The 13,882-nt window shown below is 73.5% G+C and carries 11 protein-coding genes and 4 tRNA genes; 9 read left to right on the plus strand and 6 right to left on the minus strand.

Annotated elements, in window-relative coordinates:
• Nucleotides 1-370: 370 nt before the first annotated feature.
• The 3 genes from cobT (at nucleotide 371) to OG933_RS35070 (ending at nucleotide 6,981) form a co-directional block, all read left to right on the plus strand.
• Nucleotides 371-4,660, plus strand: coding sequence for a nicotinate-nucleotide--dimethylbenzimidazole phosphoribosyltransferase (gene cobT, locus OG933_RS35060; protein ID WP_405630888.1), 4,290 nt, complete (start codon nucleotides 371-373; stop codon nucleotides 4,658-4,660).
• Nucleotides 4,661-4,808: 148 nt separating this feature from the next.
• Complete coding sequence (gene cobA / locus OG933_RS35065; RefSeq protein ID WP_362529884.1) at nucleotides 4,809-6,041, plus strand: uroporphyrinogen-III C-methyltransferase; 1,233 nt, start codon at nucleotides 4,809-4,811, stop codon at nucleotides 6,039-6,041.
• 64 nt (nucleotides 6,042-6,105) lie between these two features.
• A complete protein-coding gene (locus tag OG933_RS35070; protein WP_405630889.1) occupies nucleotides 6,106-6,981 on the plus strand; it encodes a TrmH family RNA methyltransferase in 876 nt (291 codons plus the stop codon).
• A 72-nt stretch (nucleotides 6,982-7,053) separates the two neighbouring features.
• Here OG933_RS35070 and OG933_RS35075 read toward each other — a convergent pair whose 3' ends face one another.
• The gene (locus OG933_RS35075) at nucleotides 7,054-7,395 is read right to left on the minus strand and encodes a hypothetical protein (RefSeq protein WP_142269403.1); all 342 of its coding nucleotides are present in this window, start codon (nucleotides 7,393-7,395) and stop codon (nucleotides 7,054-7,056) included.
• Nucleotides 7,396-7,769: 374 nt separating this feature from the next.
• On the opposite strand from OG933_RS35075, the gene OG933_RS35080 reads away from it, so the two are divergent.
• The 3 genes from OG933_RS35080 (at nucleotide 7,770) to OG933_RS35090 (ending at nucleotide 9,613) form a co-directional block, all read left to right on the plus strand.
• A complete protein-coding gene (locus tag OG933_RS35080; RefSeq protein ID WP_362529890.1) occupies nucleotides 7,770-8,210 on the plus strand; it encodes an ATP-binding protein in 441 nt (146 codons plus the stop codon).
• 87 nt (nucleotides 8,211-8,297) lie between these two features.
• A complete protein-coding gene (gene sigK / locus OG933_RS35085) occupies nucleotides 8,298-8,864 on the plus strand; it encodes an ECF RNA polymerase sigma factor SigK (protein ID WP_362529893.1) in 567 nt (188 codons plus the stop codon).
• Nucleotides 8,861-9,613 carry an anti-sigma factor domain-containing protein gene (locus OG933_RS35090; RefSeq protein ID WP_405630892.1) on the plus strand — a complete coding sequence of 251 codons (753 nt, stop codon included), beginning with the start codon at nucleotides 8,861-8,863 and terminating at the stop codon, nucleotides 9,611-9,613. The genes sigK and OG933_RS35090 overlap by 4 nt, the downstream gene beginning before the upstream one ends.
• 47 nt (nucleotides 9,614-9,660) lie before the next feature.
• On the opposite strand, the gene OG933_RS35095 is transcribed toward OG933_RS35090, so the two are convergent.
• Nucleotides 9,661-11,022 carry a protein kinase domain-containing protein gene (locus tag OG933_RS35095; RefSeq protein ID WP_362530010.1) on the minus strand — a complete coding sequence of 454 codons (1,362 nt, stop codon included), beginning with the start codon at nucleotides 11,020-11,022 and terminating at the stop codon, nucleotides 9,661-9,663.
• Between the two features lie 612 nt (nucleotides 11,023-11,634).
• Here OG933_RS35095 and OG933_RS35100 point away from each other — a divergent pair.
• The 3 genes from OG933_RS35100 to OG933_RS35110 all read left to right on the plus strand — a co-directional run bounded on the left by OG933_RS35100 (nucleotide 11,635) and on the right by OG933_RS35110 (nucleotide 13,466).
• On the plus strand, nucleotides 11,635-11,829 hold the full coding sequence (locus OG933_RS35100) for a hypothetical protein (RefSeq protein WP_054239472.1): 195 nt from the start codon (nucleotides 11,635-11,637) through the stop codon (nucleotides 11,827-11,829).
• Between the two features lie 320 nt (nucleotides 11,830-12,149).
• Nucleotides 12,150-13,085, plus strand: coding sequence for a phosphotransferase family protein (locus tag OG933_RS35105; protein ID WP_405630895.1), 936 nt, complete (start codon nucleotides 12,150-12,152; stop codon nucleotides 13,083-13,085).
• Nucleotides 13,086-13,166: 81 nt separating this feature from the next.
• The gene (locus OG933_RS35110) at nucleotides 13,167-13,466 is read left to right on the plus strand and encodes a zf-TFIIB domain-containing protein (protein ID WP_037735185.1); all 300 of its coding nucleotides are present in this window, start codon (nucleotides 13,167-13,169) and stop codon (nucleotides 13,464-13,466) included.
• A 57-nt stretch (nucleotides 13,467-13,523) separates the two neighbouring features.
• Here OG933_RS35110 and OG933_RS35115 read toward each other — a convergent pair.
• The 4 genes from OG933_RS35115 to OG933_RS35130 form a co-directional block, all read right to left on the minus strand.
• Nucleotides 13,524-13,595, minus strand: a tRNA-Val gene (locus OG933_RS35115).
• 34 nt (nucleotides 13,596-13,629) lie between these two features.
• Nucleotides 13,630-13,701 (minus strand) — tRNA-Val (locus OG933_RS35120).
• A gap of 26 nt (nucleotides 13,702-13,727) precedes the next feature.
• Nucleotides 13,728-13,799 (minus strand) — tRNA-Val (locus tag OG933_RS35125).
• A 1-nt stretch (nucleotide 13,800) separates the two neighbouring features.
• Nucleotides 13,801-13,874, minus strand: a tRNA-Cys gene (locus tag OG933_RS35130).
• Nucleotides 13,875-13,882: the final 8 nt, after the last annotated feature.

A 13,882-nucleotide genomic window follows, 5' to 3' on the forward strand; every position in this document is an offset into this window, starting at 1 on the left:
GTGACCCTGCGCGCCCTCCCCGTGATCCTGTTGTCGTACCGCGCGCGGTAGGCTGGCCGATCGTCGTACCGCTTCCGGTCGCCCGGCACTTCGTCGGTCAATGTCCGGAAAACGCATCCCTTTTGGGGTGGGTGTGGTACGGCAGAACCGGAGGACGCGCAACGTGGCGCAGTCCACAGCGGGGCGTCGCGGATCACGCTGTCGCGACGCGACTACGGCCGGGACAATGCCACTGAATGGCTTTGTCGCTTTTTCGGGCGGGTCGTTCGTGCCGCTGGGCACGGACGCTCGTTCTTCACTACGGGGCGGTCGGTGCGCCGCTCCGGGTGAGCAGGTCGTAGAAGCACTAACCGATGGGCGAGGGGTACGCATGACCGACACCGGCCAGGTCCCGGGCGAGGGGCTGCCGGAGAGCGCAGGCATGGTGGAACAGCCGGGCGCCCCCGCGCACGGTGCGTATGCCTACCTCTCCGAGACCACCGCCGAGGACGAAGACCTGTTGCTGCTGCCGGGTGCCCAGAGCGCGTGGGGCAACGAGGTGGCGCCGCCCGCGCCGGAGCCTGTCGTCGAGACGGTGCACGAGCCGGGCCCGCACGAGACGGCGGGCCGCGACAGCGGTTCGGTCGACCTCAGCGCAGTCCGCCTCCCCGGCCCGTCGGCGCCCCAGGCGGCCCCGCGCCGCCCCCTGCATCTCGGCCCGCCGATCCCCGACGCCTCCGCGAGCCCCGTCCGCTCCCTCGCCGACCGCGGCCCCGCCGGCGCGCCGGTACGACAGACCGGGCCGTCCGCGTCCGGTCCCGAGTACCTCGACGCCCCGCACCTGCGCGAGATGCCGCCGCAGGGAGCGTCTCCCTGGGGTACCGCGCAGCCGCCGGTCGAGCACGGGGCCACGGCTGCGGAAACGGTCGCTCCGGCAGCCGTCGCGGCGGCGCAGCAGCACGAGCCGGTCGGCGTGGCCCAGGCCGTCGTCGCCCGGGTGGCGACCGAGGCGATCGCCGCGACCGCCCCGCAGGAGGCCCAGGAGGCCCAGGAGACCGAAGTCGTCGGCGGCGAGGCGCCCGTGTCGGCGCGGGCTGCCGCGGGCTACGGGGTCGTCGACCCCGGCGAGCTGCTCGGAGCCGCGATGATGGCGGAGGCGGAGCAGGCACCCGCCGCCGCGGTCGCGGAGGCCGGGCAGCACGCGGCCGACGTCCCCCTCTCCGGAGACGACGGGACCGCGCACGGCACACCCGGTCCGGCCGTCGACGCGCCGGTGGACGCGGCGCAGGTGCCGGAAGCCGCCCAGGGGCCCCAGGTCCCCGAGTCCGCGCACGCGGAGCAGCCGGTCGTCGCCGCCGAGGGCACCCAGCCGGCCGAACCGGCCGTGGCCCAGGCAGCCGAGGAGGCGGCCCCGGCCGAGGTCACGGAGCTCGCCGAGACGGCGGAGTCCGCCGAGACGGCAGCGCCCGCGGAGGCTTCCGACGCGAACTCCGTAGCGGAGACCGTCGCTCAGGCGGCCGATGCCGGGCAGGCGAGTGCGGTCGAGGCGCCGCAGCAGCCGGAGCCCCAGCAGCCAGTGGAGTCCGTAGAGCCCGTAGAGCCCGTAGAGCTTGTGGAGCCTCACGCGAGCCTCGGCGGCACTCCGGCCCAGGCTCACGAGGCGCTCGCGGCGGAGGCTGTCCCGGTCGCCGAGTTCGTTCCCGCGCCCGGCGTCACTGCCGAAGTCCCCGTGCCGGATGCCGTCGTGGTCCTTGAGCCCGCTCCCGCTGAGCCCATTCCCGCTGAGCCCGCTCCCGCGCCCGCAGCCGCCCCTGCCCCCGAGCCCGTGGCGACCGTCATCCCTGACGTGCCCGAACCGGCGGCACCCGCCCAGGAGTTGCTCGGCCCCGTGGCCGAGGCCCCCGCACCCGAGGCAACCTCCGCACCCGAGGCAACCCCTGTGCCGGAGGTCCCCGCGCCCGCCGCCGCTCCCGAGTCCGTCCTGCTCGTCGACGCGTTCGTGGCGTCGGCCGAGGTCGCCGCCGCAGCAGCCCTCGCCGAGGCGCCCGCCCCGCAGGCCGAGCCCGCTCAGGAGCAGCCCGTCGAGCCGCTCCAGGACGTCCAGCCGGCACCGCTGCCGGAACCCGAGCAGCAGCCGGAGGTGGAGACTCCGCAGGAGACCCTCGCCCCGGCCGCTCATATCGCGGCCCCCGTGTCTCACATTCCGGAAGCACCCGTTCCAGGGACGGCCGCCGAACCCGAGGCCGCAGTCGAACCCGCGCTCGAGGCGGAGGCCCCGGTCGGCCAGTCGGAGCCCGACCCCGCAGCGGCAGCCCTCGCGGAGGCGGAGCCCGAACAGGAGCCGGAGCCGGAACCGCAGCCGGAACCGCCGACGGCGGAGTCGCCCGTCGAGGCGCCCCCCGCGCAGGTCGTCCCCGAGCCCGTGGCGGTCGCGGTCCCCGTGGCCGTGGACGCCACGGCCACCCAGCAGCCGGCGCAGCAGGAGCACGCGCTCGCGCACCCGCACCCGCAGCTCGTCCAGGAGCCGGTGGCCGTCCTCGCGTCGCCCGCCGCCCCTCCGGCTGACCAGCAGGAGCAGCCCGACCGGCCGGACGGATCCGCGTCGCCGGACCAGCCCCTGGGCCGGTTCGTGCCGGTCGACGGCACGGTGCCCAGCACCCCGCACCTCGCCCCGACCCCGCCGCACCCCCTGGTGCTCCCCACGGAGGAGCAGTTCGCCCACCCGGTGGCGGAACAGGGGCAGACCGCCGAAGCGGACGCCGCACCGACCACCGTCACGGTCCCCGCCCCTCGCGGCGCCGACCCCGCTCCCGCCCCGGCGACCCCGGACACGGAGCCCGAGACCGGCATCGACCCCGATGTCGCACAGAGCCCGGAGGACCTGGAAACCAGGGCCGCCGACCAGGAAGAGAGCCCGGCCCCAGTGGAAGAAGTTCGAGAGTCCACCGGCCCCGCCGCGCCCGCGTACGACGACGCCGAGCGCGAGGCCGTCCTGAAGGTCATGCGTGAGCGCCGCGACATCCGCAACGGATTCCGCGCCGACCCGATCCCGCACGAGGTGCTGCTGCGTGTCCTGGAGGCCGCCCACACGGCGCCCTCCGTCGGTCACTCGCAGCCCTGGGACTTCGTCGTCATCCGCTCCGCCGACACCCGGCAGGCGATGCACGAACTGGCGACCCGGCAGCGTGACGCGTACGCGAAGTCGCTGCCGAAGGGCCGGGCGAAGCAGTTCAAGGAACTGAAGATCGAGGCCATCCTCGACACCCCGGTGAACATCGTCGTCACCGCCGACCCGACCCGCGGCGGCCGCCACACCCTCGGCCGGCACACCCAGCCGCAGATGGCGCCGTACTCCTCCGCGCTCGCGGTCGAGAACCTCTGGCTCGCCGCCCGCGCCGAGGGCCTCGGTGTCGGCTGGGTGAGCTTCTTCGACGAGCGCGAGATGGTCCGCGCGCTGGGCCTGCCCGAGCACCTCGAAGTGGTCGCGTACCTGTGCGTCGGCTACGTCGACGAGTTCCCGGACGAGCCCGAGCTGATGCAGGCCGGCTGGGCCAAGCGCCGTCCGCTGTCGTGGGTCGTCCACGAGGAGACGTACGGCCGTCGCGCGCTGCCCGGCGAGGACCCGCACGACCTGCTCGCCGAGACCGTCGCCAGTGTCCGCCCGCTGGACGCCAAGGCGCTCGGCGAGGCCTGGGAGCGGCAGAAGCGCATGACGAAGCCGCCGGGCTCGCTCGGCATGCTGGAGATCATCTCCGCGCAGCTGTCCGGCCTGTCCCGGCAGTGCCCGCCGCCGATCCCGGAGCCCGCGGCCGTCGCGATCTTCGCCGGCGACCACGGGGTGCACGCGCAGGGGGTCACCCCCTGGCCGCAGGAGGTGACGGCGCAGATGGTCGCCAACTTCCTCGGCGGGGGAGCGGTCTGCAACGCCTTCGCGACCCAGGTGGGCGCCGAGGTCTGCGTGGTGGACGTGGGCGTCGCCGCCGAGCTGCCCGCGACCCCCGGCCTGCTGCCCCGCAAGATCCGCGCGGGCACGTCCGACATGACCACCGGCCCCGCGATGACCCGCGAGGAGGCCAAGCAGGCCATCGAGGTCGGCATCGAGACCGCCCGCGACCTGGTCGCGGCCGGCAACAAGGCGCTGCTCACGGGCGAGATGGGTATCGCGAACACCACGGCGTCCGCGGCCCTCATCTCGGTCTTCACGGGCGCCGACCCGGCCGAGGTCACCGGCCGCGGCACCGGTATCAACGACGAGACCCTCGCCCGCAAGACCGAGGTCGTGCGCCGCGCACTGGAGGTCCACCAGCCGGACCCGGCGGACCCCATCGGCGTCCTCGCCGCGATCGGCGGCTTCGAACACGCGGCGATGGTCGGCCTCCTCCTCGGCGGCGCCTCCCTCCGCACGCCCGTGATCCTGGACGGCGTCAGCGCCGGCGCCGCCGCCCTGGTCGCCCGCGCCATCGCCCCCGAGGTCCTCGCGGCCTGCATCGCGGGCCACCGCAGCGCCGAACCCGGTCATGTGGCCGCCCTGAACAAGCTGGGTCTGCGTCCCCTGGTCGACCTCGACCTCCGCCTCGGCGAGGGAACGGGCGCCCTGCTCGCCCTGCCGCTGGTGCAGAGCACCGCCAGGGCGATGCACGAGGTGGCGACGTTCGATTCGGCGGGCGTCACCGAGAAGTAGGGCCCGCTCAGGGGCCGGCGGGCACGCGCTTGTGCTGCCCCCGGCCCCGCCGCATGCTGAAGTCACCTCTAAAATGCGCACGTCAGGGCCGCTCCAGAGCCGCAGCGCCCACCCTCTGCTCTCTGCCCGTACGAGGAGCCGCACCCTCATGGCCGAACACCCCGCCTACCCCGTAGGCCTCCGTCTCACCGGCCGCAGGGTCGTCGTCCTCGGCGGCGGCCAGGTCGCCCAGCGCCGGCTCCCCGCGCTGATCGCGGCAGGCGCCGACATCCACCTCGTGTCCCCCGGAGCGACGCCTTCGGTGGAAGCGATGGCGGACACGGGCGAGATCACCTGGTCGAAGCGCCCTTACGCCGCCGGCGACCTCGCCGACGCCTGGTACGCCCTCATCGCCACGAGCGACCCCGAGGCGAACGGCCGGGCCTCCGCCGAAGCCGAGGCGCACCGCGTCTGGTGCGTCCGCTCCGACGACGCCGACGCCGCGACCGCCTGGACCCCGGCGACCGGCCACAGCGAGGGGGTCACGGTCGCCGTGCTCACCACCGACGCCCGCGGCCGCGACCCGCGCCACACCGCCGCCATCCGTGACGCGGTCGTCGAGGGGCTGCGCGACGGCACCCTCGTCGCCCCCCACCACCGCACCCGGACCCCCGGTGTCGCGCTGGTCGGCGGCGGGCCCGGCGACCCGGATCTGATCACGGTCCGCGGGCGTCGCCTCCTCGCCGAGGCGGACGTCGTCATCGCGGACCGGCTCGGCCCGCGCGACCTGCTCGCCGAACTCCCGCCGCATGTCGAGGTGATCGACGCGGCGAAGATCCCCTACGGCCGGTTCATGGCCCAGGAGGCCATCAACAACGCGCTGATCGAGCACGCCAAGCAGGGCAAGTCGGTCGTCCGCCTCAAGGGCGGCGACCCGTACGTCTTCGGCCGTGGCATGGAGGAGCTCCAGGCACTCGCGGAGGCCGGTATCGCCTGCACGGTCGTGCCGGGTATCTCCAGCTCGATCTCGGTGCCCGGCGCCGCCGGCATCCCGGTCACCCACCGGGGCGTCGCCCATGAGTTCACGGTGGTCAGCGGGCATGTCGCTCCCGACGACGAGCGGTCCCTGGTCGACTGGCCCTCCCTCGCGAAGCTCACCGGCACCCTGGTGATCCTCATGGGCGTCGACAAGATCGGGAAGATCGCCGAGACGCTCGTCGCGCACGGCAAGTCGCCCGACACCCCGGTCGCCCTCGTCCAGGAGGGCACGACGGCCGCCCAGCGCCGGGTCGACGCGACGCTCGCGACGGTCGCCGAGGCGGTCCGTACGCAGGAGGTCAGGCCTCCAGCGGTGATCGTCGTCGGCGCGGTCGTCGCCGTCGGCTCGCGGAGCCCTGAGTAACCGCGGGTAACACAACCGTTCCGAGCCGTTGGCACCACACCCAGGACAAGGCAGTATCACCCCTGTGGCCGATCTCATCACCGTTGAGGACCCCGACGACCCGCGCCTGCGCGACTACACCGGCCTGACCGACGTCGAGCTGCGCCGCAAGCGCGAGCCCGCCGAGGGCCTGTTCATCGCCGAGGGCGAGAAGGTCATCCGCCGGGCCAGGGACGCCGGGTACGAGATGCGCTCCATGCTGCTCTCCGCCAAGTGGGTCGACGTCATGCGCGATGTCATCGACGAGCTCCCGGCGCCGGTCTACGCCGTCAGCCCGGAGCTCGCCGAACGGGTCACCGGCTATCACGTCCACCGCGGCGCGCTGGCCTCCATGCAGCGCAAGCCGCTGCCGGCCGCCGCCGAACTGCTCCAGGCAGCCCGCCGGACCGTCGACCCGGGGCCGGCCGGCGACCACCCGCTGGAACCGTCGGACGACGCGGGTCAGCGCGTCGCCGTCTTCGAGGGCTTCGTCGATCACGCGAACCTCGGGGCCGCCTTCCGCAGTGCCGCCGCGCTGGGCATCAAGGCGATCCTGCTCTCACCGGACTGCGCCGACCCCCTCTACCGGCGGGCGATCAAGGTGTCGATGGGTGCCGTCTTCTCGGTTCCCTACGCCCGGTTCGACGCCTGGCCGGCCGGGCTCGACGTCGTGCGCGACGCCGGGTACGACATCCTCGCCATGACCCCGGACGAGAAGGCGACCCCCCTCGACGAGCTGAACCCGGCCCGCTTCGAGAAGAGCGCCATCATGCTGGGCTCGGAGGGGCACGGACTGTCCACGTACGCTCTGCGGGCGGCGGACGAATGGGTGCGCATCCCCATGTCCGCCGGGATCGACTCCCTCAACGTGGCGGCCGCCTCCGCCGTCGCGTTCTACGCGACCCGGCCGAGGCTTGTCTGAGGGCCGGACCCGATCGTGGAGCGAGGGCCGGACGGCGTCAAGCCTCCGGCCCTCGCTCGCGCACGGCCGCGGTCAGCGGTGGTGGCACTCCCAGTGCCCCTTGACCCACTGGTGGTCCCAGTGGCCGGGAACATAGACCCACTTGTAGGTGTAGTGGTTGTCCCAGTGGCCGTGGTGCCAGGTCTTGTGGTTGACCCGCTTCTTCTCCCAGTGACCCTTCACCCACTTCTTCTCCCAGTGACCCTTCACCCAGTGGCACTTACCGTCGTGGTCGGTGGTCACCACGGTCGGGGCGGAAGCGGGGGCGGGAGCCGCGGTCGCCGCACCGGACATGCCGAGCACGGCCCCTCCGGCCAGTAGGCCCGTCGCGGCGGCTCCGGCCACCAGGCGGCGGGCTCGAAGGAAAGCGGTCATCGGACACATCTCCCTTGGACGTCGAGCGAAGAGCACAGGCGACGAGGTCACGCCACTCCCGTCCACCGGTGGCGCCGATGGCACGGTGTGGATCCGGGAGGAACGCCGTTCCCCGTCTCGCTGTGCCGGACGCGGGGGATTCGGACCCGAAAGCGGGACGGATGATGACAAAGCCGAAAAATGTCAGGACGGCATAAAGGCCGCGGCGGCGTAAGGGCCGAGGACATCCCTGCGGAACGCGCGGACCCCCGCTCGTCCGGCCGGGTGAGAACCTGAGGCTTTCGTGTACAACACGGCGGCATCCGCGTGCTGTGCGGCTACGAATCCCCTGCGTACAAAAGCCGTCCCCGACGAGTCGTTCCAGGGGAGCCCTCATGTCCACCACCACGTCACTGCCGACGGCACCGCCGACGACGGCGCGTTGTGCCGTCGCCCTGCCGCACTCCCGGCGGGCCCCGTCCCTCGCCCGTCAGGTCAGTGAGAGCTGGCTGAAGGCGACCGACCCGGTCGATCGCGTGCCGGACGCGGTCCTCGTCGTCTCCGAACTCGTGACCAACGCGGTCCGCCACACCTGCGGTCCCTGCATGCTGACGCTGACGATGCGCGACGGCCGACTGGACATCGCCGTCGCCGACCACAGCGAGGAGCTTCCCGAACTCCACCGCCGTTCGGCCGGCGACGAGCGCGGCGGCTTCGGCATGGGGGTCATCCGCGGGCTGGGCGGACAGATCAGGCTGGTCCCCGCCATCGGCGGCAAGACCGTACACGTCCTGCTCGACCTGAGATCCGCGCGCGGCCCGTCCCCGGAGCGGTGAGGAGCCTCCCGGTGCAGGTCTCTTCCCTCCGCACCCGCCGCGGGCGGGCCGTCCGAACCCAGCACGAGGCACGAGGGGAGCAGGGCTTTGCCGCACAGCTTCGATCCGGACGCCCGAGTGGAGGACCTGCTGGCCCGGGTGGCGGGTGGCGACCATGACGCGTTCACCGGCGTCTACGACGCGCTGTCCGGCAGTGTCATGGGACTGGCCTGCCGGATCCTGCGGGACGTCGCGCAGGCCGAGGAGGTGACCCAGGAGGTCATGATCGAGGTCTGGCGCACCGCGGACCGTTACAGCCCCGAGCGGGGAACGGCGAAAGCCTGGGTCCTCACCGTGGCCCACCGCCGGGCGGTGGACCGGGTGCGTTCCGCGCAGGCGGGCTCGGCCCGCGAACACCGCACGGTCACCCTCGATCCGCAGCGGCCCTTCGACGAAGTGGCCGAGATCGTGCAGGACCACGACGAGCAGCGGCGGCTCCACCGCTGTCTCACCGCGCTGGCCCGCCAGGAGCGCGTGCCGCTGATGCTCGCCTACTACCAGGGCCTGACCTACCTCGAGGTCGCCGACGCACTCTCCACCCCCGAAGGAACGGTGAAGTCCCGAATGCGCGCGGGGCTCCGGCGACTGCGCGCCTGTCTGGAGGCCGACGCATGACACCTGAGGAGGATCGTCACCTGGCCGTCGGCGCGTATGTTCTGTACGCCCTGCCGCCCGCCGAGGAGTCCGCGTTCGAGAACCATCTCGCCGGTTGCGAACAGTGCCGGCGGGAGGCGGCCGATCTCCTGCGGGCCACCGCCCGGCTCGGCGCCTCGGTACAGAACGTCCCGGTGACCCCGCAGGCACGTGCCCGCACCCTTCAGGCCGTCGCCCACACCCGTCAGGACCGGGTCCCGCACCGCTCACGGGCCCCCTCCCACCGGGTGCTGCGCTTCGCGCTCGCCGCGAGCATCGCGGCGGCCGCCGTGCTCGGCGGCATCGCCGTCCGGCAGCACGTCGAGGCGGACGACGTCCGTACCCGGGCGGCCCTGGCCGAGCAGCAGGCCCGCACCGCGGGCGCCGCGATCACGGAGGTCCTCACCGCACCCGACGCCACCGTCCACTCCGGAAGCCTGACCGGCGGGACCGCCGCAGCCGTCGTGGTCTCCCTCGACGAGGCGAGGGCGGTCTTCGCCGCCTACGGCCTTCCCGCCCTGACCGGAGGCAAGGTCTACGAGCTCTGGTACGCGGCCGAGGAGGGCGACGTCCGCCCGGCGGGCCTGGTGACCGGCAGCGCGCCGAACGGCTCCCACGTCCTGAAGGGATCGCCCGCCGACGCCGTCGCCGTGGGGATCACCGTCGAGCCGGCCGGCGGCTCACCGCAGCCCACCACCGAGCCCCTGGGCATCATCCCCATCACCGCCTGACGCGGTCCCGGCCACCTCCCCGGCAGCCCGGGAGGTTCAGCTCCGGCTCAGTCCCCGAGCGGGTCGCCCGGCTGCGGACGGAGGTGCTGCTGTTCCTGCCGTACGACGCCGTCGTCGCCGCCGAGCCCGCGCGCCGGACCCTGGCAGCCCTGGACGACGGCGATGCCGAGCGCGACCAGCAGGGTCACCACGACGAACACGAACAGCCGCTGGCGCAGCAGCCGCGGATTTGCGGGCCGCCGCCCGGTTCCCGTGGTCCTCTGCCCCGGGCGCCGGGCGCCGCCACGGGACGCGGGCCGGTTGCCGTTGCCGGGGCGGGTGTTGCGCGAGGGAGCCGGCCGGGCCCCCGACCGCGACGACGAGGCACCGCCACCCCGAGCGGCATTGCCCCCGCGAGCCGGCGCTCCGCCCCGCGAAGGAACCGAACCGCGCGCGGGCGGCGCCCCGTTCCGCGGCGGCGGAGTACCTGGTCCGGCCTGCTGGCGGAGCGTGCGCTCCGGGTAACCGGTGTCGGAGAGCCGCCCCGTCGGACGATCCGCCTCGGCCGACCGCGGCGCCGGAGGACGCGCGTCCGCCAGCCCCTGAGCCTCCCGGGTCGCGATCTCCTTCAGACGCAGGGAGAGATCGAGGGTGCTGGGCCGCTCCTCCGGGTCCTTCGCCAGACAGGCACGCACCAGCGGGGCCAGCGCGTCCGGCACCCCGTGCAGGTGCGGCTCCTCGTGCACCACGCGGTACAGCATCACCTCGGAACTGCCGTGCCCGAAGGGCGAATCGGCCGTCGAGGCGTAGGCGAGCGTGGCGCCGAGCGAGAACACGTCGGTGGCCGGGGTGACCAGCGCCCCGCGCACCTGCTCGGGCGCGAGGAACCCGGGGGAGCCGACCGCCGTACCGACATGCGTCAGCGTGGAGGCGCCCGTCGCCCAGGCGATGCCGAAGTCGATGATCCGCGGGCCCTTGGGGGAGAGCAGGATGTTGGAGGGCTTGAGGTCCCGGTGCACGACCCCGGCCTCGTGGACGGCGACGAGCCCCTCCGACAGCGCGGCTCCGATCGAGGCCAGCTCGGCGGCCCCGAGCGGCCCCTCGTCGTTGACCTTGTCGTGGAGGGAGGGACCGGGCACGTACTGGGTGGCGAACCACGGCCGCTCGGCGTCCAGATCCGCCGCGACCAGCCGCGCCGTACACCCGCCCCGGATCCGGCGAGCGGCCGAGACCTCGCGCGCGAACCGTGACCGGAACTCCTGGTCCTCCGCCAGATCGGGCCGGATCACCTTCAGCGCGACCCGCTGCCCCTTCTTGTCGGAACCCAGGTAGACGACGCCCATCCCACCCGCGCCGAGCCGTCGGTGAAGCCTGAACGAGCCGACGACGCGCGGGTCCTCGCGCCTCAGGCGCATCATCGCCATGTTCATCCCCGCTGCCCGGTCCGTGTGACGTGGCACAGCTTACGTTTCCACGGCCGTTCGCGCGCAGAGGCCGCGCCCTCTCGTACCGATCGATTGTCAGTGACCGGTGGGGAATGTGAAGGGTGATCAGAGACCTTGCGAACAGGCACGCCTTGGCGGTCAGGCGACCCCAACCACCTTTCACGGAGGGTGGATTGATCCCGTGGCAGGTGACGGTGCCCGGACCGGCGCCGACGCCGGCGACCGGAGCCGGACCCGGGGGGTGACGGCCCGCCGGGCGGGCCGGGGAGGGGCGGCGGCGGTACGGCGGAGGGCGGCGGAGTGAGCGAAGTCACGACCTGGGGCCCTGCCTCATGCGGTGTGGCGCCGCGGGTGCCCGGACCGGACCGGAGAGCCCCTCCGGGAAGACCCTGAGACCTAGGACCATCTCTCCACCCAGGGGAGTACTCCGCAGGTCGTGGCTCATCCTCCGGGAGGCCCGGCAATCGGTACGAGGGCATGACGCCCGACGGCGGCCCCGCGCCTAGATTTGAGGTCAAGCGGCGGGTGCAGCACTCGTCCCCCGAGGTCAGACACCCGCCGCTGCCAACGACAACTGATCAGGTCAGGAGAGGGACCATGGCTCTTACGGCACCGCGGACCATGATCCGCGCACAGGGACGCGGTACGCGCCCTCGTCGCACGGGCCGCCGCCACCCCCTGGTGGCGACACTGATGGCCCTTCCTCTGGCGGTCCTGCTCCTCGTCGTCTTCGACGGCTGGGAGACAGTGGCCACACAGGCGTCGTCCGTGGGAGTGATGCTGGGGCGCTGAGCGGCGACCCCAGGCCCGGAAGAGCGGTCCGGGCGGGGACATCCACCCATGAAACCCCGTGGGGACGGGGGTGCGGCGGACGGCAAAAAATGCAGGCGCAGCTGGGGAGCTGCGCCTGCATTGCTTTTCCCGGCGCCCGAGGCGCCTTCCCCGGCGCCCCGCGACGCCTGTCCCGGCCGCCCGCGACGCGCCCGAGGCGCCTTCCCCGGCGCCCCGCGTCGCCTCTCCCTGCCGCCCGCGACCGAGAGGCCCCGCGACTCCGGTCGCCCCGGCTGCGTACCCTCGCGGGAAGAACCGCACGCCGCCGCCCAGGGAGCCCCGTGACCGCGCACCCCCTGCTCACCGAGCTCTCCCGTCGAGCCGGAGCCAAGGCGCACGAGGCCACACCGGCCTGTCCCTGCGGCGCGGCCACCCTCGCCGACCGTCCCGACGCCACCGTCGTCCGGCATGCCGACACCGTCGCGAAGGCGCACGCCCCCGGCACCGACCCGGCCGGACTCACCCCGCGCCTCGCCCTCGCCGCCCGGCTCCCCGACATCCTCCTCGCGCCGCTCGCACCGGCTCCGGCCGCGCTCCACGGCCGTCTGGTGACCTTCTGGCCGTACGGCACCCCGGTGGACCCGGACGATCCCGACCTGGCCCCCTGGGAAGCCGCGGGCACCCTGCTCGCCCGGCTGCACCGCACCCCCGCTCCGACCGCGCTCCCGGAGATGCGCGGTCCCGCCAAGGCGGCCCACGCGGTGGCCCGCCTCCGCGCGGCCGGACCGCACCCCGCCGTCACCCCCGTCCTGGGCGCCTGGCGCGCGCTGCCCGCCTGGGCCCGCGGCGAAGCCCCCATGCCCGACACCACCACCCTCTGCCACGGCGACCTCCACCTCGGCCAGCTCGTCCGCCATCCGGCACCCGACGGGCCCTGGCGTCTGATCGACGTCGACGATCTCGGCGTCGGCGTTCCGGCCTGGGATCTCGCCCGCCCCGCCGCCTGGTACGCCTGCGGTCTCCTCCCGCCCGAGGAGTGGACCCGCTTCCTCGCCGCCTACCGCGCCCAGGGCGGACCCGCGGTCCCGGTGGACGGCGACCCCTGGGCCGCCCTCGACGTCCCGGCGCGCGCACTCACCGTGCAGACCGCGGCACGTTCTGTCACGAAATCGCTCGCGGAGGGGCGGGCGTTGGACGAAGTCGAGCAGTGCCTGGTCGACGCCTGTGCCCGAATGGGTTCCGTCCCCCCGCAGTTGACGGCCGGCCGGGCGAAGTAGGGTGCAACCGACCGCAGCCGGACAGTGTCTGTCCTGGCGGTACGCGAAACAGCACCGACCGGCGAGGAGTTGAGCCGAACCATGCAGTGCCCGAAGTGTCACGCTCAGATGCACACGTACAACCGCAACGGCGTCCAGATCGAACAGTGCAGCAACTGCCGCGGGATCTTCCTCGACTACGGCGAGCTGGAGGCGCTGACCCGCCTGGAGTCCCAGTGGTCCCAGCCGGGTCCGCCGCCGCCGGCCGCCCCGCAGGCGTACCCCCAGGCCGCCCCGGCCGCGCCCGCCTGGGGTGCCCCGCAAGGCGGCGCGCACTACGGCGGCCACCACGGCGGGCACCACCGCCAGAAGGGCTTCGGCCGGATGCTGTTCTCCAGCTGAACCGGAACCGCAAGAAGCCCCCGACCGCGAAGGCGGCCGGGGGCTTCTTGATGTGTGTGGACGATACTGGGATTGAACCAGTGACCTCTTCCGTGTCAGGGAAGCGCTCTCCCGCTGAGCTAATCGTCCTCGGGGCCACGACCCGAGGGGCGTGCGCGGTGCGTGCGCGATACTGGGATTGAACCAGTGACCTCTTCCGTGTCAGGGAAGCGCTCTCCCGCTGAGCTAATCGCGCGGGTTCGGATCTTCGAACAGATCCAGTGGACGATACTGGGATTGAACCAGTGACCTCTTCCGTGTCAGGGAAGCGCTCTCCCGCTGAGCTAATCGTCCTTGGAGGTGGAGACGGGATTTGAACCCGTGTAGACGGCTTTGCAGGCCGTTGCCTCGCCTCTCGGCCACTCCACCAGGAGTGC

The sequence above is a fragment of the Streptomyces sp. NBC_00016 genome, assembly GCF_045040885.1.
GTDB lineage: Bacteria > Actinomycetota > Actinomycetes > Streptomycetales > Streptomycetaceae > Streptomyces > Streptomyces coriariae.

Coding starts and splice junctions, on each gene's coding strand:
- OG933_RS35075 (WP_142269403.1), bottom strand. CDS start 7,395: ATGACCGCTTTCCTTCGAGCCCGCCGCCTGGTGGCCGGAGCCGCCGCG.
- OG933_RS35095 (WP_362530010.1), bottom strand. CDS start 11,022: ATGAACATGGCGATGATGCGCCTGAGGCGCGAGGACCCGCGCGTCGTC.
- OG933_RS35100 (WP_054239472.1), top strand. CDS start 11,635: ATGGCTCTTACGGCACCGCGGACCATGATCCGCGCACAGGGACGCGGT.
- cobT (WP_405630888.1), top strand. CDS start 371: ATGACCGACACCGGCCAGGTCCCGGGCGAGGGGCTGCCGGAGAGCGCA.
- cobA (WP_362529884.1), top strand. CDS start 4,809: ATGGCCGAACACCCCGCCTACCCCGTAGGCCTCCGTCTCACCGGCCGC.
- OG933_RS35090 (WP_405630892.1), top strand. CDS start 8,861: ATGACACCTGAGGAGGATCGTCACCTGGCCGTCGGCGCGTATGTTCTG.
- OG933_RS35080 (WP_362529890.1), top strand. CDS start 7,770: ATGTCCACCACCACGTCACTGCCGACGGCACCGCCGACGACGGCGCGT.
- OG933_RS35110 (WP_037735185.1), top strand. CDS start 13,167: ATGCAGTGCCCGAAGTGTCACGCTCAGATGCACACGTACAACCGCAAC.